The sequence below is a fragment of the Gemmatimonas aurantiaca genome (genome assembly GCF_037190085.1).
Lineage (GTDB): Bacteria > Gemmatimonadota > Gemmatimonadetes > Gemmatimonadales > Gemmatimonadaceae > Gemmatimonas > Gemmatimonas aurantiaca_A.
The window spans coordinates 720116-744171 of the sequence record NZ_JBBCJO010000005.1; the positions used below are offsets into that span (position 1 = coordinate 720116).

Annotated in this window: 18 protein-coding genes; 4 read left to right on the forward strand and 14 right to left on the reverse strand. The window is 66.7% G+C overall.

The window, feature by feature from the left end; translation table 11 throughout:
• Window positions 1-3: 3 nt before the first annotated feature.
• The 12 genes from thiL to WG208_RS08955 form a co-directional block, all read right to left on the reverse strand.
• A complete protein-coding gene (thiL, locus tag WG208_RS08900; protein ID WP_337170985.1) occupies window positions 4-1059 on the reverse strand; it encodes a thiamine-phosphate kinase in 1056 nt (351 codons plus the stop codon).
• A complete protein-coding gene (locus tag WG208_RS08905; RefSeq protein WP_337170986.1) occupies window positions 1056-2774 on the reverse strand; it encodes a hypothetical protein in 1719 nt (572 codons plus the stop codon). Before WG208_RS08905 ends, thiL begins: the two co-directional genes overlap by 4 nt.
• Window positions 2775-2886: 112 nt before the next feature.
• Complete coding sequence (locus WG208_RS08910) at window positions 2887-4647, reverse strand: NAD(P)H-hydrate dehydratase (RefSeq protein WP_337170987.1); 1761 nt, start codon at window positions 4645-4647, stop codon at window positions 2887-2889.
• Window position 4648: 1 nt separating this feature from the next.
• Window positions 4649-5032, reverse strand: a complete 384-nt coding sequence (locus WG208_RS08915) for a Minf_1886 family protein (RefSeq protein WP_337170988.1) — start codon at window positions 5030-5032, stop codon at window positions 4649-4651.
• A gap of 141 nt (window positions 5033-5173) precedes the next feature.
• Entirely contained in the window at window positions 5174-6472 is a 1299-nt protein-coding gene (gene glyA, locus WG208_RS08920) for a serine hydroxymethyltransferase (protein ID WP_337170989.1), read from the reverse strand.
• Entirely contained in the window at window positions 6469-6960 is a 492-nt protein-coding gene (rpiB, locus tag WG208_RS08925) for a ribose 5-phosphate isomerase B (protein ID WP_345786979.1), read from the reverse strand. Before rpiB ends, glyA begins: the two co-directional genes overlap by 4 nt.
• A 17-nt stretch (window positions 6961-6977) precedes the next feature.
• Complete coding sequence (locus WG208_RS08930; protein WP_337170991.1) at window positions 6978-8054, reverse strand: Glu/Leu/Phe/Val dehydrogenase dimerization domain-containing protein; 1077 nt, start codon at window positions 8052-8054, stop codon at window positions 6978-6980.
• Between the two features lie 19 nt (window positions 8055-8073).
• Window positions 8074-9258 carry an acyl-CoA dehydrogenase gene (locus tag WG208_RS08935; RefSeq protein ID WP_337170992.1) on the reverse strand — a complete coding sequence of 395 codons (1185 nt, stop codon included), beginning with the start codon at window positions 9256-9258 and terminating at the stop codon, window positions 8074-8076.
• A 68-nt stretch (window positions 9259-9326) separates the two neighbouring features.
• Window positions 9327-10205: a 3-hydroxybutyryl-CoA dehydrogenase gene (locus WG208_RS08940; RefSeq protein ID WP_337170993.1), complete on the reverse strand. Its 879-nt coding sequence runs from the start codon at window positions 10203-10205 to the stop codon at window positions 9327-9329.
• A 6-nt stretch (window positions 10206-10211) separates the two neighbouring features.
• Complete coding sequence (locus tag WG208_RS08945; RefSeq protein WP_337170994.1) at window positions 10212-11204, reverse strand: CPBP family intramembrane glutamic endopeptidase; 993 nt, start codon at window positions 11202-11204, stop codon at window positions 10212-10214.
• A gap of 7 nt (window positions 11205-11211) precedes the next feature.
• Complete coding sequence (locus tag WG208_RS08950) at window positions 11212-12423, reverse strand: acetyl-CoA C-acetyltransferase (protein ID WP_337170995.1); 1212 nt, start codon at window positions 12421-12423, stop codon at window positions 11212-11214.
• 190 nt (window positions 12424-12613) lie between these two features.
• Window positions 12614-13480, reverse strand: coding sequence for a creatininase family protein (locus tag WG208_RS08955; protein ID WP_337170996.1), 867 nt, complete (start codon window positions 13478-13480; stop codon window positions 12614-12616).
• 330 nt (window positions 13481-13810) lie between these two features.
• Between WG208_RS08955 and WG208_RS08960 the strand changes: the two genes are divergently transcribed.
• Window positions 13811-15304: a carboxypeptidase regulatory-like domain-containing protein gene (locus WG208_RS08960; RefSeq protein WP_337170997.1), complete on the forward strand. Its 1494-nt coding sequence runs from the start codon at window positions 13811-13813 to the stop codon at window positions 15302-15304.
• 371 nt (window positions 15305-15675) lie between these two features.
• Here the strand turns inward: WG208_RS08960 and WG208_RS08965 are convergent, their stop codons facing one another.
• Entirely contained in the window at window positions 15676-16923 is a 1248-nt protein-coding gene (locus WG208_RS08965) for a sensor domain-containing diguanylate cyclase (protein WP_337170998.1), read from the reverse strand.
• Complete coding sequence (gene thrS / locus WG208_RS08970) at window positions 16920-18950, reverse strand: threonine--tRNA ligase (protein WP_337171255.1); 2031 nt, start codon at window positions 18948-18950, stop codon at window positions 16920-16922. Before thrS ends, WG208_RS08965 begins: the two co-directional genes overlap by 4 nt.
• A 198-nt stretch (window positions 18951-19148) precedes the next feature.
• On the opposite strand from thrS, the gene WG208_RS08975 reads away from it, so the two are divergent.
• From WG208_RS08975 to WG208_RS08985, 3 genes are read left to right on the forward strand one after another with little or no spacing between them, the layout of a single operon-like run.
• Window positions 19149-19802, forward strand: coding sequence for a BON domain-containing protein (locus WG208_RS08975; protein ID WP_337170999.1), 654 nt, complete (start codon window positions 19149-19151; stop codon window positions 19800-19802).
• Between the two features lie 56 nt (window positions 19803-19858).
• Complete coding sequence (locus WG208_RS08980) at window positions 19859-22618, forward strand: valine--tRNA ligase (protein WP_337171000.1); 2760 nt, start codon at window positions 19859-19861, stop codon at window positions 22616-22618.
• Window positions 22615-24033: an Ig-like domain-containing protein gene (locus WG208_RS08985; protein WP_337171001.1), complete on the forward strand. Its 1419-nt coding sequence runs from the start codon at window positions 22615-22617 to the stop codon at window positions 24031-24033. The genes WG208_RS08980 and WG208_RS08985 overlap by 4 nt, the downstream gene beginning before the upstream one ends.
• The last annotated feature ends 23 nt before the right edge of the window (window positions 24034-24056 follow it).

Consider the following 24056-nt stretch of genomic DNA (forward strand, 5'->3'; position numbering starts at 1 on the left):
GTCTCAAAGTTCGCCCATCGGACGACCCTTTTCAACGACATCCACGACATCGACGAGCCCGTCGCCGAAATGATCATGTCCTCCGACGCGACCGTCGGTGCCGGCACCTTCCCCGTTCTCCCGCTCCGCCTCCACCCGCCCGATCACGGTGAGCGGAATACCACTCCGCTCGGGCCACACATGCTGCAACCGGTCCAGCGCCGCCGCGGGCAGCGTGACCAGCAGTTCGTATTCCTCGCCGCTCGCCAGCGCCTGCTCCGGCCGGATGCCTTCACCCAATGGCAGCAGCGTCGGATCGATGACGAGCCGTACACCGCTGGCCGCGGCAATGTGACGTGCGTCGGCCGCCAGGCCATCGGAGATGTCGAGCATGGCCGTGGCTCCGGCTTCGGCCAGCAGCATCCCCTCCACGAAACGTGGCTCGGGGTGCACAAAACGCCGATGTGCCCATTCCGATGGCGCCGTGCCCTGTAGCCATGACGTCAGCGCCTCGCCGGGGCCGCCCAGCGTTCCGGTGACGGCGATCAGATCGCCTGCCTGTGCTCCGGAACGGGGCACGGGGCGTGCCGCCGAACCGATGACGGTGAGTGTGATCCCGAATGCCGACCCGCGACTCAGATTGCCACCGACGATGCGGGCACCGGCCCGACGCACCTGGGTGCCGATGCCATCGGCCACGGCGCCCAGTGCCGCCCGCCAATCATCGGGCACCACGAACGCCACCAGGACATACTCGGCTCGCGCACCCATGGCCGCGAGATCGCTCAACGCCGCCGCCGCGGCACGGACGCCCACATCGAACGGGCTGAGCCATGCGCGACGGAAATGCACGCCTTCCACACACGCGTCGGTGGACACCACCCGCTGGCCATCGGTCGGTGCCAGCACCGCGGCATCATCGCCGATATCGGCGGCGAGATCACCCCATCGCGCCATCAGCATGCGAATGGTATCGAATTCGTGCCCTTCGCCCATGGCCTGATGCGATCGCATCGGCAGGAGTTCCTGCAACGGCACATGGGTCTCGCGATCTTCCGGCTGCGACATGTGGGTGTTCATGGCATCAATCCGTCGGACGTCCGTCGCAGTCGTACGAGGCCCTGCGGCGTGCCGAGCCACCACCACGATTCACCGGCCACGACATCCAACACCGGACCACTCACCTCGATCCCGCGCCGCAGCAAACGCGCGTGTCCGTCATGACGGGACACGAACAGCACGCCGTCGGCACCGGCCACCCACATGGTGCGTGCATCCACGCCGACACGCGTGACCGCACCCACCGGTCGCGGATCGAGTGCATCCAGCCGGAACGCCGCCCGCCCGCCACGTGGGGCGATCTGCAGCACCGCGTCGTCGGTGGCGGCCAGCAGCACGCTGTCACTCCACGCCAGTGCGCGCACGGGACGGCGCAGCGCCGGATCCCCATCGGCCGGACGCAGCAGCGTGCCCGCGGCCATCGGGTGTTCGACGGCCACGAGCCCGGCCTCGCTGCCAAGCCACAGGGTGTCACCCATCGACAGCAGCGCATGCACGGTCACGTTGTCGAGCCAGCGCGCTCCCACACCGCGGGATGGACCGGTCACCGAATCGGAGACGAACACCGCCCCGCGCGGTGTCCCGATCCATACGCCCTCATCGCGCGGCGCCACGGCGAGCACACGATTGTCCGGCAATCCATCGAACGTGGTCCACGCCCGCAGTTCATTGCGTCCATCGAGTTGCATGCGCACGAGTCCACGATCGGTGCCGATCCATGCCTTTGCGCCGCGGGTGGCCAGTGCGTGACTGCGCACACCAACCAGCGGCACATTGATGGTGCCATCGATCCAGCGGAACCGCTGCAGATCGTTGGCCACGAAACTCAGACCACCACGTGCACCGGCGCGATTGCCCGCGTTCATGGGAGAGAGCGTCTGCGTGGCGACACCGAGTCCCGCCGCCCACACCCCATCGGCCGCCGGCGCCAGCGCGCCCACGCCGGGGTCGATGAGCCCATACGGCAGTGCCGTGGCCTCGAGAAACGTGGGGTCGAACCGGAAGAGTCCCTCGCCGTCGGTGCCCAACCACAGTTCACTGCTGCGATCCGGTGACGCCGTTCCCGACAGCAGCGTCGCCGGCCGAAGGGCCCGGTCGGGCAGCTGATTGCGCAGGAAGATCTGCGGCTGCGTGCGCAACACCGGAAACTGACCGTACAGATCGGCCAGTTGTTTCGGCACGATCAGGGTCGACAGCGCCGGAGCACCCGAGAGTGGCGTCGTGATGCCCACCCGCGAGATGCGCAGGAACTGTCCACCACTGCGTACGATGACATCGCCGTTGCCACTGCGATCGAATGCGATGAAGTCGGGAACTCCCACCACCATCGTGCGCTGCAACTGTTCCGTGTCGGGACGATAGACCGACACCACCCCGGGTGCGCCGATCCACAGGGCATCCTCCGTGGGATCGCCGGCGAGCAATGTGATCTGCTGTTCGAAGAGGGCACCGTCGGGACCATCCCCCGGAGACAACGGCGGCAGCCAGCGATTGAACACCCGGTCGTAGACCGCCAATCCGCTCGTACCCGCGGCATACACATAGCGCCGGGAGACGGCCACCGCCGGAACCGATGTGAAGCTGCCCAGGCGCACCCGTTCATCACGCCGACCGTAGCCACCGAATGACGCGCCCGAGGTACCGTCGACACCACCGGCACCCCCTGTCGCGCAGGCGGCCATGGCGATCAGCAACGACGCATACGACGCATACGACGCATATGATGCCGTCTGCAAGACCGCATATGCTATCGCAGACCATGGCGCATGACGGATGGCATGGCGTGTCGCACGCACCACCGCGTGCCGTCGTCCTTCCCGCCTCATGAGATGCACTGACGTCCCCCCGTTACCGCAATGCCGGCGCCGGCAACTCCGCGATCACATATGGCGCCGTGACCGGAGGAATCGCCAGCGCGCGCCACACACCCGGAATGGCCGCCAGGAGATCGTCGAGCGTGCTCCCGCGCACGACACCGGCACGGGCGGTTGCCATTTCCGCCGCGCAACCATGCACCGACGCACCCACCACGGCCGCATCGTGCGCCGACATTCCCTGTGCGAGCAGTGTGGCAACGAGTCCGGTGAGACAGTCACCGCTGCCGCCCGTGGCCAGCAGAGCGGTGCCATGCGGGACCACCGTGGGCACGGACGTGTGCGGAGACGCCACGAGCGTGGGCGTGCCCTTGAGCAGGACGGTCACACCGGCGCGATGCACGAAGTCCTGCAGCAGCATCACGCGCTCATCCCAGGCGTCGGGCAGCGGTGCGCCCGTCAGGCGTGCGAACTCTCCAGGATGCGGCGTGCACACTGCCCGCGGCACATCGCGCAACCAGTGGGAAAGCAGAGTGGCCGAATCGATCCCCAGCGTCTGCGCCGCATCGGCGGCATGCCACAGGGCATCGGCGTCGAGCACCATCGGCCGCTCGCGGTGTCGTGCCAGCACGTGCTGCAGCACCAGCCCCGAGCGCCGCGAACGGCCGAGTCCCGGGCCGATCGCCACCGCATCCACCGTGATATCCTCGCGCATCGCACCCACCGGCGTGGCCTGATGCACCGCGCCTGACGCGGAAGACGGTCCATCGAGCGCGGGCCAGCGATGTGCCAGCGCGGCCTCACACAGTGCCTGCACGGCGCTCACACTCTGCGTATCCACCAGCGTGTGCACCACACCGGCTCCCGCCAGCAGCGCCGCGCGCGCGGCGAACACCACCGCACCGGCCATGCCCATCTCACCGCCCGCCACCAGCACCCGGCCGCGGCGCCCCTTGTGCGCGTTCCAATCGATGGGCGGCACACGGGCCGCAAGGTCGCTCACGCCAAGCCATCGCCAGGCCCGGTCGTCGTACGGGGCATCGTGCGTGGCATCGTGCGTTTCGTCGGACGCCCCGTCGTGCCCACTGGGGCGCTCGCCGCGGCCGACACGATCCGCATGCGCGCCCAGTCCGATATCCACCAGCACCACCCGCCCCGCGTGACCACGCTGCAACAGCACGCCGCGCTTGATCGTGCCATAACACACCGTGCAATCGGCTGGCACCGATCCGTCGGCAATGTCACCCGATGTGGCGTCGAGTCCGGTGGGAATATCGAGCGCGATTATCCGCGCGCCGTCGGCACGGAGACTGGCCATGACATCACAGGCGCCGCGCACGGATTCACGCAGGACACCCGCATGACCGGTGCCGAGCAGACCGTCCACCACCACACCCACACGGGCGGTGGCACGCATCGTCGGTGACGTCGATGCATCGCCCGTCATGCGTGCGGACAGGGAGACCGACATCAGAACCGTCATGGACACCACCCCGCGCTCCGGCACCAGCGCGGCCGCCCGACGGGCATCCCCCATGCGTGGGGGACCGTTCGCATACAGGCGCACGGCCACACCGGCCCGTGCCAGTTGAGCCGCCACCACGTAGGCATCGCCCCCGTTGTTGCCCACACCGGCAAAAATCGCCACGCCATCGGCGAGACGATCGGCGTACTCGCGCAGAATGAGCGACGCGGTGGCCGTACCGGCCTGCAGCATCAATCCAAAGGACGGCGTTCCGGCTTCGATGGCCGCACGATCGCGGGCCGCCGCTTCGGCGGCCGTGGTGACACGCAATTCAGACGTGCGCCGTACTCCAGGGATATTCGCGCTCGAACGATTCGGCAAAATCGAACACACCGAGAAAATCGTCGCGGGAGTCCTGCGGCTGACTGATGAGCAGTCCGAGATCGACCAGCGTGAAGACGATGTCACCGATATCGCTGGTGGAACGCACACCCCAGTGTTCAAGCACGAGACGGGCCATCACGCCGAAGCGCTGCATGGCCAGCTCCCGACAGGCGCAGGCGAGTTCCGGCCCGGTGATGTGCCGCCGCTCGGTGAGCCGCGTCTGACAGTGCTCGAGCGACGAGAGCACGAACAGATATGCACGTTCGTCGAACCGCTGCTCTCGCAGACGGATCTGGTCCATGATGCCTTCACGGAACGCCAGCTCGGTCACTCGGTCCTGCTCCCGGTATGAGGGTTGAGCCAGAAAATTTACCGATTCCGGGCGCGCACGGCTATACACCCATCAGCCGGCGCCCCCGGAAGCGTCAGAATCGTCATTTCCGACCGGCGATATCCGCCCCGCACACTCCCGTCAGACGGGCGAAACCGCCCGATACAGCGGGTAGCGGTCGGCCAGCGCCTTCACGTCGGCTTTCACTGCCGCGATCGTGGCGTCGTCCTCGGGCGCCGAAAGCACCCGGTCGATGAGTGCGGCAATCTGTCGCATGGCATCGGCGTCCATGCCGCGCGTCGTCACGGCCGGTGTGCCGATGCGGATACCACTCGTGACGAACGGCGACTGCGTTTCGCGCGGCACCGTGTTCTTGTTCACCGTGATGCCCGCGGCATCGAGCGCCTTCTCCGCCACCTTGCCCGTGAGCCCCTTGTTGCGAAGATCCACGAGCATGAGGTGATTGTCGGTGCCGCCGGACACGATGTGATATCCCCGCTCCACGAGGGCACCGGCCAGCACCTGCGCATTCGCCACCACCTGACGGCTGTAGTCGACGAATGCCGGGGTGAGCGCCTCGCCGAACGCGACCGCCTTGGCCGCGATCACATGCTCCAGCGGTCCGCCCTGCATGCCCGGGAACGTAGCCTTGTCGATGGCCTTCGCATGCTCCGCCTTGCAGAGAATGATGCCGCCACGCGGTCCGCGCAGCGTCTTGTGTGTCGTGCTCGTCACCACATCGGCGTACGGCACCGGCGACGGATACACCCCCGTGGCCGCAAGCCCCGCGAAGTGCGCCATGTCCACCATGAAGATCGCGCCCACTTCCTTCGCGATGTCGGCAAACGCCTGCCAGTCGATCACGCGGGAATACGCACTGTAGCCGGCAATGATCATCTTCGGCTTGTGCGCACGGGCCTGTGCCCGCATGTGATCGTAGTCGATCAGTCCTTCGTCGGTGACACCGTACGACACCGCATGATACAGCAGCCCCGAGAAGTTCACGGGCGAGCCGTGGGTGAGATGTCCACCCTGCGACAGATCCATGCCCAGAAACGTGTCCCCCGGCTTCAGGAACGCGAGGAAGACCGCCGCGTTGGCCGAGGCTCCGCTGTGCGCCTGCACATTGGCGTGCTCGGCGCCGAAGAGCTGCTTGAGCCGGTCGATCGCGAGTTGTTCGACTTTGTCGACCACTTCGCAGCCGCCGTAGTACCGCTTGCCCGGCAAGCCTTCGGCGTACTTGTTGGTCAACGGCGATCCCATCGCCTCCATCACCGCGGGCGATACGAAATTCTCGCTGGCAATCAGTTCGAGTCCATCGCTCTGCCGCTGGATTTCCTCCTCGATGAGGTGCGCGATCTCCGGATCAGCCGCGGTCAGCGCATCGCCTGGCGGCAGGCGATCCCACTGCGACCAGTGGGCGCTGGCTCCTGCACTCATGCCCCTCTCCCCGGGGAAGTCTCCCCGTGTTCGTTGGTCTGTTCGATCTTCGCCACCCGGCCTTCGTGACGGCCGCCTTCGAACGGCGTATCCAGCCAGGTGCGCAGAATCGCGATGGCATCTTCATCGGACACGAAACGGGCCGGCAGCACCAGCACGTTCGCATCGTTGTGTTTGCGTGCAAGCGCGGCGATCTCGGGACTCCACGAGACGGCCGCGCGCACACCCGGATACCGGTTGGCCACATAGGACATGCCCAATCCGGTGCCGCACAGCAGAACGCCACGCGCCACCACGCCGTCCGAAACCTGCTGTGACAGCGGGTGAGCATAGTCCGGATAGTCGGTGCTCGCCGTGCTGTGCGTGCCGATGTCGTCGACGGTGTAGCCCATCTCGGTCAGCACCGTGCGCAGGCGCTCCTTCAGCTCGAAACCGGCGTGATCGGACGCGATTGGAATGCGTTCACCCGGGTGTGCCACGTCCACCATAGTCGTCGATGCCCCGCTCAGGATTCCTTGTTGGGATACTGCGGCCATGTTCTGATCATACCGCGCACGGCTTGAATGCGCTGCTCCGCCACACGATCCGCCGCCTGATAGGTGGGGATGCTGGTGTCTTTCGCCATCCGGAAGACGCTGAGGACGGTCTCGTAGATCTCGTCGGCCTTGCGCAGCGCCCGGTCCCGGCTCCAGCCGGTCAGTTCGCTGTACACGTTGATCACCCCGCCGGCGTTGGCCACGTAGTCGGGCGCGTACAGGATGCCGCGCGCTTCGAGTTCGTCGCCATGACGATCCTCGAGCAACTGATTGTTGGCGGCCCCCGCCACGATCTCCACCTTGAGCTGCGGAATCGTGTCGTCGTTGATCACGCCACCCAGCGCACAGGGCGTGAAGATGTCCGCGTCGACGCCGTAGATATCGTTCAGCGCCACGGCCCGTGCACCGCACTCGTCCACCACACGCTGGATGCGCGCCGCGTCGATGTCCGTCACGACGAGCTGCGCGCCCGCGGCATGCAGTTCTTTGGACAGGTGGTATCCCACATGCCCCAGCCCCTGCAGCGCCACGGTGCGTCTTTCGAGCGAGTCGCTGCCCCAGCGCTGGAACGCCGAGGCTTCGATCGCCCGGAACACCCCATGCGCCGTCACACTCGACGGATCACCCGACTTGGAGCCGATACCGGCCACATGGGTGGTCTCCATGTGCACGAAGTCCATGTCCTCGACCGACGTGCCCACGTCCTCGGCGGTGACATACCGGCCACCGAGGGAATCGACGAAACGGCCGTGCGCGCGGAAGAGCATCTCCCGCTGCGGCGTCTTGTTGTCGCCGATGATCACCGCCTTGCCACCGCCCAGATTGAGGCCGGCAACGGCGTTCTTGTATGTCATGCCACGGGAAAGACGGAGCGCGTCGATGAACGCGGCTTCGTCGGTGGCATAGTTCCAGAAACGGGTCCCGCCGAGCGCAGGACCCAGAGTCGTGTCGTGAATGGCAATGATACCGCGGTACCCGGATGCCTTGTCATGGCAGAAGACGACCTGCTCATGACCCATCTCGGCGATGACTTCGAAATGATGCATAGGACCCACCTGCGGAGGATCAGTCTGGAAGTGATCCGTCGTTGGCAATGGCTGCAGCCAGGGTTTCACGCGCGATGACGACGCGCTGGATCTCCGAGGTGCCTTCGTAGATCTCGGTCACCTTCGCATCGCGCATGTGCCGCTCGACGGGGTAATCGGTCACGTAGCCGTAGCCGCCATGGATCTGCACGGCCTGGGTGGTGACCCACATGGCGGTCTCCGTTGCAAAGAGTTTCGCCATGCTGCTGAAGCGCGTGACTTTCTCGCCGCGCTCCTTCGCGGCCGCCGCCGTGTGCAACAGCGTGCGGGCAGCGGTGATGCGAGTCGCCATGTCCGCCAGCTTGAACTGGATGGCCTGGAACTCGCCGATATTCTTGCCGAACTGTTTGCGCTCGCCCACGTACCGGGTGCTGGCCTCGAGCGCCGCGCGGGCGATGCCGATGGCCTGCGACGCGATCCCGAGTCGTCCGTGATCGAGTGAACCGAGCGCATAGGTGAGCCCGCGACCGACCTCACCTACGAGCCGGTCGGCGGGCACACGACAGTTGTCGAGCACGATCTGCAGCGTCGGGGACGCGCGCAGGCCGAGCTTGTTCTCCTTCTTCGTGAGATGGAAGCCCGGCAGATCCGGCGTCAGGATGAACGTCGAGATCCCCTTGCTTCCCTTGCGGTCTTCGGGCGTATCGGTACGCGCCATGCAGAGCAGCACGCCGGCTTCGTTACCGTGCGACACCCACGCCTTGGTGCCATTGAGCACCCAGGCATCGCCGTCGCGCACCGCCTGCGTGCGCAGCGAGGCCGCGTCGGACCCCGCTTCGGGTTCGGAGAGACAGAACGCGCCGAGCAGTTCGCCCCGCGCCATCGGCGGCAGAAAGCGGGTACGCTGCTCCTCCGTGCCGAAGTTGAGGATCATCTGCGTGGGCAGCGAGTTGTGCACGCTGAGCAACACCGCCGCCGACGCATCACCCACCGCGATCTCTTCGAGCGCGAGCAGATAGCTCTGCGCATCGAGCCCCAGACCATCGTACTGCTCGGGGATCAGCATGCCGAAGAAACCCAGCGCCGCCATCTGCTCCACCATGCTGCGATCGAAGCGTGATTCACGATCGCGTTCGGCGGCCATGGGGACGAGTTCGCGCTGCGCATAGTCGCGCGCGAGGCGGCGGATTTCCTGCTGGGTTTCGTTGAAGTGGAGCAGCGACATGTTGAAGCTTGTTGAAGATTCCGGATGGATGCGGGAACTCGCGACAGACGAACGACTCTGTGCGGGACTCAGTACTGGTAGAAACCGCGGCCCGACTTGCGGCCGTACCAGCCGGCGGCGACGTACTTCCTGAGCAGCGGGCACGGACGGTACTTCGGATCGCCGAGTCCTTCGTGCAGCACTTCGAGAATCGCCAGACAGGTGTCGAGACCGATGAAGTCGGCCAGCGTGAGCGGCCCCATGGGATGGTTCATGCCGAGCTTCATCACCGTGTCGATGGCTTCGGGGGTGCCCACCCCTTCCATCACGCAGTAGATGGCCTCGTTGATCATGGGCATGAGAATGCGATTGGCCACGAAGCCCGGGAAGTCGTTCACCTCCACCGGCGTCTTGCCGAGCGCCTTCGACAGCGCCATGACCCGCTGCGTGGTGTCGTCACTCGTGGCCAGACCGCGGATCACTTCGACGAGCTGCATCACCGGCACCGGATTCATGAAGTGCATGCCGATGACGAGTTCCGGGCGCTTCGTGCGCGCGGCGATCTCGGTGATGGAGATGGAGCTGGTGTTGGTGGCGAGGATCGCACCGGCATCGGCCAGGCGATCGAGATCCTCGAAGATGCGGAACTTGAGATCGGTGCGTTCAGTGGCGGCTTCCACCACGATCTGCGCCCCCGCAACCGCATCGAGCGACGTGGCGGTCGCGACACGCCCCAGCGCGGCTTCCGCCAACGACGCTTCCAGCGCGCCCTTCTTCACCTGGCGATCGAGATTCTTCGCGATGGTATCGCGGCCGCGCGTCAGGGCATCGGCACTGACATCGATCATCGTGACCTGATGGCCACTCGTGGCAAAGACATGCGCGATGCCGTTGCCCATCTGACCCGCTCCGATCACCGCCGCGCGCTGCACGGCCCCCTGCTGGGATCCACCCGTCGACTCCGACATGCTGATTCAGCTCCTCACGAACGCAGATGATGTAGGTCCTGCCGCTGTAGGTCCTGCTGTAAGTCCTGCCGTCGTTCCTGCTGCAATTGTTTCCTCGTGGGCCCGGTGCGTCCCCCGCCTCCGCCACCCGAGCCAGGCACCACCGCCCAGCACGAGCGCGGCCATGAGGCCGCCCTCCGGTCCCCAACTTCCGCCGGACAACCATGCCGGTCCGTCCAGGACCGTCCGATACCCCGGCGCCGAAAACGGTTGTCCGCTGACGGCCACATGCAGCACGGCCGCCATGATCCAGTTCCACGCGAGATGCGCCAGCCATGCCGCCGGCACGCCCGCCTGTTCACGCAAACGCACCAGACACCAGCCGGCGAGCATCACGATCAGCGTCGTGCGCACGCCCGCACCGGGGTTCATGATATGCACCGCCCCGAACGCCACGCTCGATGCCCAGCGCGCCACCTGTGCGCCGGCCGCATCCCGCGCCACCGCATGCAGAAATCCGCGAAACGCCAGCTCCTCCCACAACGCAGCCGGCGCCAACAGCACCAGCAGCCGTACCGCCGCGCCTCCCCACGAATCGCCAACGGGGGCATCGGTCAACGCCGGCACCGCTTCGAAACGCAGCGCGCCCATCATCCAGAGTGGCACCACGGTGAGGCCAATGGCCGCCGTGCCCAGAGCAAGACCAAGCCCCAACCGTCGCCACTGCCATGTGGACGCGTCCAATCCCAGCCACGTCGCGATCCGGGGTTGCTCCCACGGCCTGACCCCGAACATCTCCGGCGTCCCGATCGGGGCGACGACATGGAAACCCGCCCAGCACCCACCCAGCACGCCGGCGAGCGTGGTCCAGGGATACAGTGGCACCGGTTCGCCGATCGTTCGCGACACCCACATCGCCAACGGCCCCGCGAGCGACTCCGTGATCCCCTGCACGAGGATCCAGCCCACGGCGAACGCCGCGAGTTGAACGAAGACGCGCGCGGGGCGCGATGTGGTCAACGATGACTCAGGAAACGCGTTCCACCGACAGCGCCACGGCATCACCGCCGCCGAGGCACAGTGTGGCGATGCCCGTGCGGGCATTCCGGTCGGCCAGCGCATGCAGCAGCGTGACGAGCACGCGTGTGCCGCTGGCGCCCAACGGATGTCCCAGTGCGATCGCGCCCCCATGCACGTTGACGCGGCTCGCGTCGACGCCGAGGCCGCGCGCATCGGCCAGCGACTGACTGGCGAACGCTTCGTTGGCTTCGATGAGATCGTAGTCGCCGATGGTGGTGCCCTGCTTGGCCATCAGATTCTTCACCGCCGTGATCGGGGCGAAGAACAAGTCGCGCGGATCGCCGGCGCCGGTGGCATAGCCGGTGATGCGGGCGAGGATCGGCAGGTTGTGTTCGCGGGCATACGCCTCGCTGGTCACGACCACCGCAGCGGCACCATCGTTGAGCGTGGAGGCATTGCCCGCCGTCACCGACAGCGCCGTGTTGTCGCCGCCCTTGCTCGGGAACGCCGGACGCAGCTTGCCCAGGGAATCGACCGTGGTGTCGGCGCGCGGTCCTTCGTCGGTGTCGACGATGGTCGGTCCCTTCTTGCCGGGAATTTCGACGGGGACGATTTCCGCCGTGAACTTGCCGGCCTGCTGCGCGGCGACGGCCTTCTGGTGGGATGCCGCCGCGAAGGCATCCTGATCCTCGCGCGAGATCTGGGCCTTGCTCGCCGTGTATTCGGCGTGGGTGCCCATGTGCACACCGTACGTGCCGCACCACAGGCCGTCCTTGATCATGCCGTCGACCATGGACTGATCGCCGATCTTCACCCCGCCGCGCATGCCGTACACGTAGTGCGGGGCGTTGCTCATGCTCTCCTGCCCCCCGGCGATGATGACCTGCGCGTCACCGGCCTTGATGGCCTGCGCGGCCAGCATCACGGCCTTGAGGCCGGAGCCGCACACCTTGTTCACCGTCAGCGCCGATGCCGTGGCGGGCACACCGGCTTTGAGCATGGCCTGACGCGCGGGCGCCTGTCCCGTGCCGCCCTGCAGCACGTGGCCCATGATCACTTCCTGCACGTCATTGGCGTCGACGCCGCTGCGTTGCAGAGCGGCCTTGATCGCGATGGCGCCGAGTTCGGGCGCGGACAGGGAGGCAAGGCCTCCAAGGTACCGTCCGACGGGGGTGCGGGCGGCACCAACGATCACAGGCTGACGGGAAAGGTCGGTCATGTCGGGGCTGGAGAAGTGGAACACCAGTGGGTCACCAGTGGAACAGCCTCAGAAATTAACTAATCGCGACGGCCGGGAGTGCCCGTGTCTCCCGCCGGCCCCGCTTCCGGCCGTGTCGCTTACAGAAACAGGGCGGTCATCGACCGCCCTGCTCCACTGGTCCCACTGCCTCCGTCCCCGACGTGGACGATCAGGAGCCCAGCAGGGCGCGGATCTGCCGGACGCCGTAGTCGACCTTCATGTCGAAGATCTTCTTGCCCAATTCCTTGGTGCTCTTCCGCGCGTCGCCGGTGATGCCGTTGTTCTTGCGCGGCACATTCGGATCGGGACGCTGGCCGCGCGGCAGAATGGGATCCCCTTCGGCGTTGGGCAGTTCCTTGAGCCGCACCCAGTCGGCGCCGCCAAGGTAGAGCATTTCCGATGTGTCGATGATGCTGGCGTGGCCGCCGCCGGAAAGTTTCTGCTCGTCGAGCCACTTGCTGAAGTCGTCGTTGGCCTTGCTGTACACTTCGTCGCAGTACACCACCTTGATGCCCTGGGCCGCGTACTTCTCGCTCAGCTTCTTCGCGACATCGACATAGGTGTTGGGCTGTCCGCCGCCATGGTCACCCATCAGCACGACGTTCCGGAAGCCCGTGGTGATGGCCTGCTCACTGATACGCTCGAGGATGGCCGCGAGCAGATCGGGGGTGAGCCCGATGGTCCCCGGCAGCGTGGCGCTGGCGTTGTTGGGCGTGTACGGAAGCACCGGCATCGCGATCGCATTCCCCAGCTTCAGCGCGATGGCCTTCACCGTGGCCTTGCCCATCAGATTGTGTCCGCCGTTCACGTTCTGCGGACCCCGCTGCTCGGTGCCGCCGGTGTAGAACAGCGCCGTCGTCTTGCCGCTGGCCAGGGCCTGCTTCACCTCGGGCCACGTCATCATCTCGAATTCGACGTTGGGTTCCTTCGACGCACGTTGGGCGTGCAACACCGCGGGCGTGCTCGTTACCGCAGTCGCCAGGACCGTGGAGAGGGCGAAGGCGTGACGGGCGAAGCGATGGGAGAGTTGGTGCATTGGATGATCGGGGCGCCTGGGTGGGAGAGGCGGGATCTGCGTGCCATACATGGCATGATCCAGTACGCACGAGCGGCGGGAGACCGTTGCGACCGATCTCCTTCTCCGCAATTCTTTGCCAGTCCGTGGCATGCGGAGCCGTTCCAGGGCGTGTCACGGGTGCCTGATGGCGGATCCGGGGCGTAAACTTCGGGTATGCGCCACCGTCGGTGTTTCCGGGTGGATCCGGCGAGAGGTTCGATCGCCGGCGCATCATTCGAGCTTCTCCGTCGAGTGTCTTGCACGGGTGCCATGCAGACGATCCAGATCAGACTTCTCCTCCGCGGCGCCGTGCGCGCCCTCATGACGGCCGCCCTGCTGACGCCGGTCGCCACGATCGACGCACAGGTGAAAAAACCGCCCGTTCCACCGAAAGAAACGCCGGTGGTGCCGCCCAAGCCGGTGATGCCGGCGCCGTCCGCCACCGCGCCACTCACGCGGGCCCTGGCCACGGTCAGTGGCCTGGTGTTCGACAGCCTCGCATTCGCGCCGCTGAGTGGGGCCACGGTGCAGTTCGTTTCGGCCAGCGATCCGTCCAGGATCCGTTCCGCCACCGCCGATTCGGCGGGCTATTACACCCTGGACTCCCTGCCGGTGGGGATCTATCTGGTGGGCCTCGTCCACAGTCAGATCGACCGTCTCGGGCTCGATGGTCTCGCCGTGCCGGTCAACATCGCGTCCAGCGGCAATGTGGAGCTGCCGCTCGGCCTCCCGTCGGCGCAGACCTACCGGGCCACCAAGTGCCGCGATCAGGGTCCGGGGATGCCGACGGGGCTGTTCGTCGGTCAGGTGCGTTCGGCGCGTGGCCAGTCGCTGGGCGGCCCGGCGCGGGTGCGCGTGCAGTACACGGAAACCAACGTGGGGCCCAGTGGCGTGGAACGCCGACGTCCATTGCGCACCACGGACGCGTCGCCCACCGGCGCCTTCGTCATCTGCGGACTGCCGCCCGACGCCATGCTCACCACCCGCGCCTACGCCGGCAACGATTCGAGCGGGGTGGTGGAACTGCAGGTGCCCACCAATGGTGTGCTGATCCGCGACATGTACATCGGTCAGGCGGAACGGGTGGTCGCCCGCAGCGGTGGCGCGTCGACCACGCTGCTGCGCGGTGACGGCAAACTGCGCGGCGTGGTGCGTGACACCGCCGGGCGGCCGCTCATGGGCGCCCGGCTATCGATGCCCGGCAATGGCGCGGAGGGTGCCGCCACCGGCGGTGGGCAATTCCAGCTCGACAGCCTGCCTGGCGGCACCTGGATGCTCGAGGCGCGCGCCGTCGGATTCCAGCCGCGCCGGGTAGCCGTGGACGTGGTCGACCACACGATCGCCATGACCGAAATCTCCCTCGACGCAGTCACACCCACGGTGGACACCGTGAAAGTGCAGGCCGACAAGTGGAGCGGTCAGATGGCGGCCTTCGAACAGCGCCGCAAACTCGGGTTCGGACACTTCTACGACGAGTCCTACCTCGAGCAGCGCAACGCGCGCACGATCGCCGATGTGCTGCGCTCCACCCCGGGCGTGAGCATCAACCCGGGTCAGAACAGCCGCGATCAGGTCACCATGCGCGGTACGACCGGCACGGGCAAGTGCATTCCCGCCCTGTTCGTGAACGGCGTGAACACGCCGGCCACCAACGGGGTGATCGACGACGTCGTGAACCAGACCGAAGTCCGCGCGATGGAAGTGTACACGGGCACCGGCAGCACCCCCATCGAATTCCAGACCCGCAACGGATGTGGGTCGATCGTGATCTGGACGGGAGCAAGGAGACAGCCGGCCAGATAGGTGGGGGCGGGGAACACGGGGGCTGGAACTACGGGGGCTGGACCTACGGGGGCTGGACCTACGGGAGCTGGACCCACGGGAGCTGGGGAAACGGGAGCTAGAAGAACGGAAGCTGGACCTACGGGACTGCGACCACGGGGGCTGGACCAACGGACTTGACGGAATTTCCCGTCGTCTGCCCGTGGTTCCAGCCCCCGTCGTACGGTGGTTCCCCGTAGGTCCAGCCCCCGTAGGTCCCAGCTCCCGTTTTTCCAGCTCCCGTAGGTCTAGCTCCCGTAGGTCTAGCTCCCGTTCTTCTAGCTCCCGTTCCCCCAGCCCCCGTAGTTCCAGCAACCGTAGTTCCTCCCAACCCGGCCCCCCACAGAGGACTCTCAGTCGTCGTACCCTACCACCAGGTTCCTTCCCGCTTGCCTCGCCCGTTCCACGGCCGTGCCGGCGGTGGACAGCAGACCATCCACGCTCGTGATCGATTCGGTCACGTCGGCCACGCCGATGGAGAGCGTCGCCCGCACGGCCTGGTAGTCGCCGCCGAACACATGACGCTGCATGCGTTCGCGGATACGCTCGGCCAGCACCAGACCGCCGCTCAGTTCCGTGCTCGGCAGCAGCACGGCAAACGCTTCGCCGCCCACACGACCCACCACGTCCGTGGTACGCGACTCCTGTCGTCCCACCCAGGCGATGGCGCGCAACCACTCGTTGCCGAACCCCTCGCCGTACTGCTCCACGAGTTCGCGGAAATGATCGGGGTCGATCAGCAGCATGGTGAGCGGCTGGCCGTAACGACGTGCGCGGGCCACTTCCGACTGCGCGACATCGAAGAAGGCCCGGCGCGCAAACACTCCCGTGAGGTAGTCGGTGTTGCTCGACGCGTCGTCGCGCAACTGCTCTTCGAGTTTGCGCCGCTCCGAGACATCGCGCGTGATCACCGAGAAGCCCACCGTCTCGCCGGACGCATCGCGCAGCGCCGTGACCACCGTGCTGGCCCAGAACGTCGTGCCGTCCTGACGCTGCCGGTGCCCCTCTTCTTCGCACCAGCCGTTGCGCGCCGCGAGTGAGAGCGTGTCGGTGAGGTACCCCTCGCCGGCCTGCTCCGGAGCCACCAGCGCCGTCATGCTCTGACCGATGATGCCCGACGCCGCCCACTGATGCACCCGTTCGGCGGCCACGCTCCAGCTGTCGATGAGCCCGTCACGATCGAGCGTGTAGAACGCATAGTCGTGCACCGCCTCTTCCACGGCGCGCTGCCGCTGCTCCAGACGCGACACCGCACCCCGTGCAGCGGCGAGCCCCGAGGCATCGGTGGCCACCGCGACGATCCGCCCGGTGGCCACTTTCACCAGCGACAGGAACACACCCAGCTGCTGGCCCGGCGCCAGCAGTTCCATGTTGTCCACCACCACACCGCGCGGGCCGTCGAATCCCCGCACCCGGGCCGCGAGATCCGGCGCCACGCCACTCAGCGCGGTGAACAGATCGTCGAGCGTCCCGGTGCGGGTGAAAGGCGTGAGCAACCGTCGCGCCGCCAGATTGGCCACCTCCACCGTACCGTCCTCGTCCACTTCGACGATGCCGACCGGTGAGAGCAGAAACAGATCGAGCAGCGCCTCCGGCGTCACGCCCCGGCCTCCGCCGTCGCACCGTTCGCGTCAGCCGTCGCGGCCGCATTCGCCGCGCCGCCCGACGCCGGCACGAGCGCCCGCGTGCGCACCTCGTCGAGCACCCGCGCGATGAACGCGTCCGTCGTGAGGATCTCCTGTTTCTTCCCCGCCCCGCGGGTGCGCAGCGCCACCGTGTTCTCGTCGGCTTCGCGCCGTCCGATGACACACATGTACGGGATCTTCTCCACTTCGCCTTCGCGCACCCGGTAGTTCAGCGTTTCGTTGCGCGCATCGAGCGTGGCCCGGATGCCCGCCGCCTTCATGCGATCCACCAGGGCCTGCGCGTGTGCGTTGAAGTCGATGGCGATCGGGATCACGCGCACCTGCTCCGGTGAGAGCCACACCGGAAACGCGCCCGCGAAGTGTTCGATCAGAATGGCGATGAACCGCTCGAACGATCCGCTCACCGCGCGGTGGATGACCACCGGACGATGCGGCGCGTTGTCCTCACCCGTGTAGGTGAGATCGAAACGCTCTGGTGCGTTGTAGTCCAGCTGGATCGTGCCGAGCTGCCAGGCGCGTCCGATGGAGTCGGTGACATCGAAGTCGATCTTGGGACCGTAGAACGCCCCGTCGCCCTCCTTCATCTCGTACGGACGCCCCGTGGCTTCGAGTGCGGCGCGCAATCCCGCCTCGGCACGATCCCACAACTCGTCACTGCCGATGCGCTGCTCCGGACGTGTGGCGAACTTGAGCTTCGCCGTGAGACCGAACGTGTCGTAGTGGCCGAGGATGAAGTCGAGAAGGAAGTGCACCTCGCTCGCGATCTGGTCTTCGCGCAGGAAGACATGGCAGTCGTCCTGGGAGAACTGACGCACGCGCGTGAGTCCCGACAACGCCCCAGAAATCTCGTTGCGGTGCAGCACATCGAACGTCACGTACCGCACCGGCAGTTCGCGGTACGAATGTTTGTGCGAGCCGAAGAGCACGTAGTGCGACGGGCAGTTCATCGGCTTGAGCGACATGTCGTGCTCCCCCGTCTCGTTGTCGAGCACGAGGAACATGTTCTCCTTGTACTTGCCCCAGTGCCCCGACTGCTCCCACAGCATCTTGTTGTACAGCAGGGGCGTCTTCACCTCCAGGAACGCCTCCTGCTGACGCTCGCGCACGAAGGCTTCGAGCGTGTTGTACAACGTCGTGCCCTTCGGCGTCCAGAACGCGGCGCCCGGCGCGTGCGGGAAGAGCTGGAACAGGCCCAGCGATTTCCCGAGCACCCGGTGATCGCGCTTCTTCGCCTCCTCGAGATTGTGCAGGTGCTGCTCGAGTTCGTCCTTCTTGAAGAAGGCCGTGGCGTAGATGCGCTGCAGCATCTGACGCTTCACGTCGCCGCGCCAGTACGCGCCCGCCGTGTTGAGCAGCTTGAAGTGCTTGAGATACGACGTGTCCGGCACGTGCGGACCGCGGCACAGATCGATGAACGGACCGTCGGTGTACGTGGAGATGATCTCGTCGGTGCCGTCGAAATCGGCCAGACGTTCCAGCTTGAGCGGATCGTCCACGAACAGCTTCTTCGCCTCTTCCACCGACACTTCCGCACGGACGAACGGATACTTCTCGGCCACGACCTTCTTCATCTCCGCCTCGAACGCCGCGAGATCCTCGGGCGTGAACGGCTTGTCGACTTCGAAGTCGTAGTAGAAGCCATCGTCGATGGCCGGACCGAACCCGATCTTCGCATCGGGGCGCAGGCGACGCACCGCCGTGGCCAGGATGTGCGCGCCCGAGTGGCGCAGCACGGCCAGCGCACGCGGGTCCTTGTCGGTGATGACCACGAACGCGCCCGACGTGCGCAGCGGCGTCATGAGGTCCTGCACCTCGCCATCCACGGCCACCGCCAGCGACGCCTGCAGCAGCCGGGTGCCGATCGTCGCCACCACGTCCCGCGCCAGGGTGCCGGCGGGCACCTCGCGCGTGGAACCATCGGGGAGCGTGAGGACAATCAGAGCGTTGTCGGCGGGCACTGCGGAGGACGGACCGGCGATCATCGGAACCAACGGAGTTGGGGACAGTGAGGGGGACAGCGAACATGCGGGCGCAGGGCGCGGATACCCGATCCGCCCACCCGGCGCGCTCCCTTCACGGGGACGCTGAAGTTATCCTTCGACAGCGAGTTACGCCAAGCTGGACACCGTCGTGCCAGACATGGACGAGACATGTGGCCGGAATCAGGAGACAGGTCCGAGATGCAGAATCGTCGCCGCCCCGAGCGGCAGGGAAAGACCGGCCGCATCGTGCTGGTCGCGCTGGGGGCCCTTGCCGGCCTCGCCATGGGCATGCTGCTCGCCGACAAGCTCGGTGGACTCGAGGCCATCGAGGGCAAACGCTCACGCCGCCGGCATCGCCAGAACGGCTGGCGCACCGATGGCCGGCGGTCCGAATCGTTCGATGAACTCCCCGACGACCATTCGGAACTCGCCCCCGAGTCCATCTCGCACCTGCATCTCACCGAGCACCTCGTCGACCAGGCGCCGCGGCGGGCGGAATCCCGGCGTGCCGGGTCCCGGCGCAGTGAATCCCGGAGCGGCCGGGGGCTCCGGAATTCGCTCTACCGCAGCACGCCGTATCTCTCGGAGACCGATGGGGCGCCGGATCCGGAATCGGCGCCGGTCGTGCCGCTCGACGAGCTCGAGGAGCGTGTGCTGGAGGCGTTCCAGAACGATCCCATGCTGGCGCACCGGGCCATCGACATCGGCGCCGTCTCGCCGGGAGAGATCGAGCTCACCGGCTGGGTCGCCGCACCGGCCGAGATCGACTACGCGCTCACCATTGCCCGTGGCGTGCCCGGCGTGGAGCAGGTGCTGAACTCCCTCACCGCCAACGCCGACGCCGTCGACTGAGTCGGCGACTCCCTCTCGACTGATCCGATCCCGTCGGGCGTGGTTATCTTTGATGGATGACCTCGCCCGACCCCAATTCGCTGCCCTCCACGTACGACGCGGCCTCCACCGAGGCCGCCTGGTACCCCCGCTGGACCGAGCACGGCGTCTTCACCGCCGACCCTGCCCGCGCCGCCACGCACGAGCCCTTCGTGATCGTGATTCCGCCGCCCAACGTGACGGCGGTGCTGCACATGGGGCACGGTCTCAACAACACCGTGCAGGATGTGCTCATCCGCTGGCGGCGCATGGCCGGCGACGAAGCGCTCTGGGTCCCCGGCACCGATCACGCCGGCATCGCCACCCAGAACGTCGTCGAGAAGCAGCTCGCGGCTGAAGGCCAGACCCGTTTCGATCTCGGACGCGACGCGTTCGTGCAGCGGGTGGCACAGTTCGTCGACAAGACCGGCGGCGAGATCCTCAATCAGCTCAAGTCCATCGGCGCCAGCGCCGACTGGACGCGCACGGCCTACACGTTCTCCCCCGAGCTCTCGCGCGCGGTGCGGGAAACGTTCGTGCGGCTGTTCGAAGACGGCCTGGTATACAAGGGTCATCGCGTGATCCACTGGTGCCCGCGCTGCGGCACCTCGCTGTCCGATGAAGAAGCCGAGTTCACCGAAACGAACGGCAAGCTCTATCACCTGCGGTATGCGCTGGCCGACGATCCCTCGCAGGGCATCGTCGTGGCCACTACGCGTCCCGAGACGATGCTGGGTGACGTGGCGGTGGCGGTCAATCCCGACGACGAACGCTATCAGGCGCTCATCGGCAAGGAAGTCGTGCTGCCGCTCAATGGCGTGCGCATCCCGATCATCGGCGACAGCTACACCGATCCGTCGTTCGGTTCGGGTGCGGTGAAGATCACACCGGCGCACGACCCCAACGACTTCGAAGTGGGCAAGCGCCACGGCCTCGCCATGCCGGTCATCATCGACGCCGAAGGCATCGTGCGTGAGGTGGACGGCGCCGCCGGCCGCGTGCCCGCCGAATTGAACGGCCTCGACCGGTTTGCCGCGCGCAAAGCCATCGTGGCGCTGCTCGAGGCGGCCGGTGCGCTGGTGAAGGTCGAGAACCATCAGCACAGTGTGCGTCACTGCTACCGCTGTGACACCGTCGTCGAACCGCGTCTCTCCGATCAGTGGTTCGTGCGCATGCAGCCGCTCGCCGACAAGGCCCTGGCCGCACTGCGCACCGGCGAGTTGCGCATTCTCCCCGAGCGATGGGAAGCGGTGTACGTCAACTGGCTGGAAGGCATTCGCGACTGGAACATCTCGCGTCAGATCTGGTGGGGACACCGCGTACCGGTGTGGTACTGCAACGCGGCCTGCGGACAGGGACCCATCGCTTCGCGCACCGATGTCACGGCCTGCCCGTCCTGTGGCGGCAGTGTGCGGCAGGACGAAGATGTGCTCGACACGTGGTTCTCGAGCTGGCTGTGGCCGTTCAGCACACTGGGCTGGCCCGACGACACGCCCGATCTGCGCGCGTTCTATCCGGGCGACGTGCTCGTCACCGCGCCCGAGATCCTGTTCTTCTGGGTCGCGCGCATGGTGATGAGCGGATGCTGGTTCATGGGCAAGGCCCCGTTCCACACGGTGTATCTGCACGGCACCGTGCGCGACATGCAGCACCGCAAGATGTCCAAGTCGCTGGGCAACGGCATCGATCCGCTCGACGTGGTCCGTCTCTATGGGGCCGATGCGCTGCGCTGGACCATGGTGGCCGGACTCGGACTCGGTGTGGACGTGATGCTGGACCCCACCGATCTCGAGAAGTCGTTCGCGCCCGGACGCAATTTCTGCACGAAGCTCTGGAACATCGGACGTTTCCTGCTCTCCCGCGTGGGCAGCGATCCGGTGGCATCGCTGACCACCCTCGATCCGGCCGTGCTCACGGCCGCCGATCACTGGATTCTGGAGCGGCTCGACGTGGCCATCGCCGACTGTGATGCCGCGCTCGGTCCGGCCCGTCCGGCCAATCTGACGACATGGACCGACGCCGAACGGTATCGCGGACTGCGGTTGTCGGAGTATGCCGAAGCCGCGCGCCGCTTCGTGTGGAACGAGCTCGCCGACTGGTATCTCGAGAGCATCAAGCCGCGCCTGGCGACACCGGGGCCCGATCGGGAAGTCGCCCGCGCCGTGCTGGCCCATGCGTTCGACGGCGCCCTGCGTCTCTTGCAACCCATCGTGCCGTTCATCACCGAAGAACTGTGGCAGAAATTGCCGCAGACACCGCCCAACGCCTTCATCGCGCAGGCGGCGTGGCCGGTGGCGCGCGGCCATGTCACCGGACAAGCCATTGGCAGTGGCGCGGTGTTCGAGCAGGCCCGCGAGGCCGTGCAGGCCATTCGCCAGGTGCGCGCCGAGTACAATGTGCAGCCCGGCGCCTGGGTGGACGTGGTGCTCGTCGCACCGGCCGCGGCGCAGGGCGGGCTGCGGGCGATGCTGGAGACCATCGGGTCGCTGGCGCGCGCCCGCGTCACCCTGGCCGATGTCAACCCGGGAGGCGCCTCGGCACAGGTGCTGCTCTCCGGGGGTATCGAAGTCGTCGTGCCGCTGGCCGGCATGATCGACCTCGACAAGGAGAAGCAGCGTTTGCAGACGGAGCTTTCGCAGTTGGAGAAGCAGCTCACGGCACTCGAAGGCCGACTGGCCAACGAAGGGTTCGTGGCCAAGGCCCCGCCGGCCGTGGTGGAAGCGGAACGGGCCAAGGCGGCCGATTGGCGCAGCCGCGCCGATCAGTTGCGCGGCAAGCTGCAGGCGCTGGGCGCGTGATCCGACGGTTATCCGCATTGGCGGTGGCGTTCGTGGCGGTGCTGGGCATCGGCGCCGCCTGCGCCAATCAGGCGGCGCCACCCGGCGGCCCGCCGGACAACGCCCCGCCACTCATCGTGCGCATCACACCCGACACCAATTCGGTGGGCGGTGTCCCCAAAACGGTGGAACTGCGTTTCGATGAAGTCATCGCCGAAGCACCACGGGGTGGTGGCACCAGTCTCGCGGACCTGGTCTTCATCAGTCCCAAGAGTGGCGATGCGCGGGTGAGCTGGGGACGGACCCGCATCACGATCCGGCCGTCGAAGGGGTGGAAACCCAACACGGTGTATTCGGTGCAGATCAAGCCGGGTATCCAGGATCTGCGCAACAACGGCATCGACTCCATCATCCGCATCGTGTTCTCCACGGGCGGCCCCATTCCCGACACGCGCATCAGCGGTGTGGCGTTCGACTGGTTCGCCGGCAAGGGCATGGCCAGCGCGGTGGTGGAAGCCGTGGCCAGCGACAGCACGGTGTATCAGGCCGTCTCCGATTCGGTGGGACGCTTCGAACTGCGCAACCTGCCGTCGGGGCCGTATCTGCTGCGTGCCTTTGCCGATCGCAACAACAACCGCGATCTCGATCCGCTCGAACTCTGGGACGCCACGCGCGTGACGCTCACCCGGGCCGCGAGCGCGGAGTTGTACGCGTTCACGCACGATACGGTGGGACTGCGCATCACCGAGGTGGCGGTGCAGGACACGAACCGCGTGCTCAAACTGGTCTTCGACAAGCCGTATCCCAACGACTTCCAGTTCGATCCCGAGATGATCGTCGTCACGCGCGCCGATTCCTCGCGTGTGCCGGTGCGAAGCGTGCAGACCGCCGTCCAGAAAGCGACGGCCGACTCCCTGGCGGCCAAACAGAAAGCCGACTCCATCGCCAGGGCCGCGGAAGCGAAGCTCGACACCAGTCAGGCGGCGCGCGCGAAGCGGGATTCCATCGCCCAGGAGCGTCGCCGCGACAGTGTGTTCGCGGCGCAGCGTGCCGCGCAGGAGCGCCAGCGTCAGGCGGCACAGACCGCGCGGGCGCGCGGCATCCGGCCGGCGCCCGTCGATACGACACCCCCACCCAAGATGTCGCGGCAGCGGGTGTACAACGAAATCTTCGTCACACTCGAGTCGCCTCTGCCCTGGCAATCGCAGTTCCGGGTGCAGACCGCCGAGGTGCGCAGTCTTTCGGGTACGGTGAAATCGCCGTCGCGCAACTTCGCCACACCACGGGCACCGCGCGTGGACAGCGCAGCCGCGAGACGGGATTCCGCGGCGCGTGATTCCGCTGCACGCAATTCCGGTGCGCGACGTGACAGTACCACACCACGTCCCCGGCCGGATACCGTGCAACATCTGCTGCCGCTCAGTCTGCGGCGATGAGCGGCACACAGAGAGGCACGCGA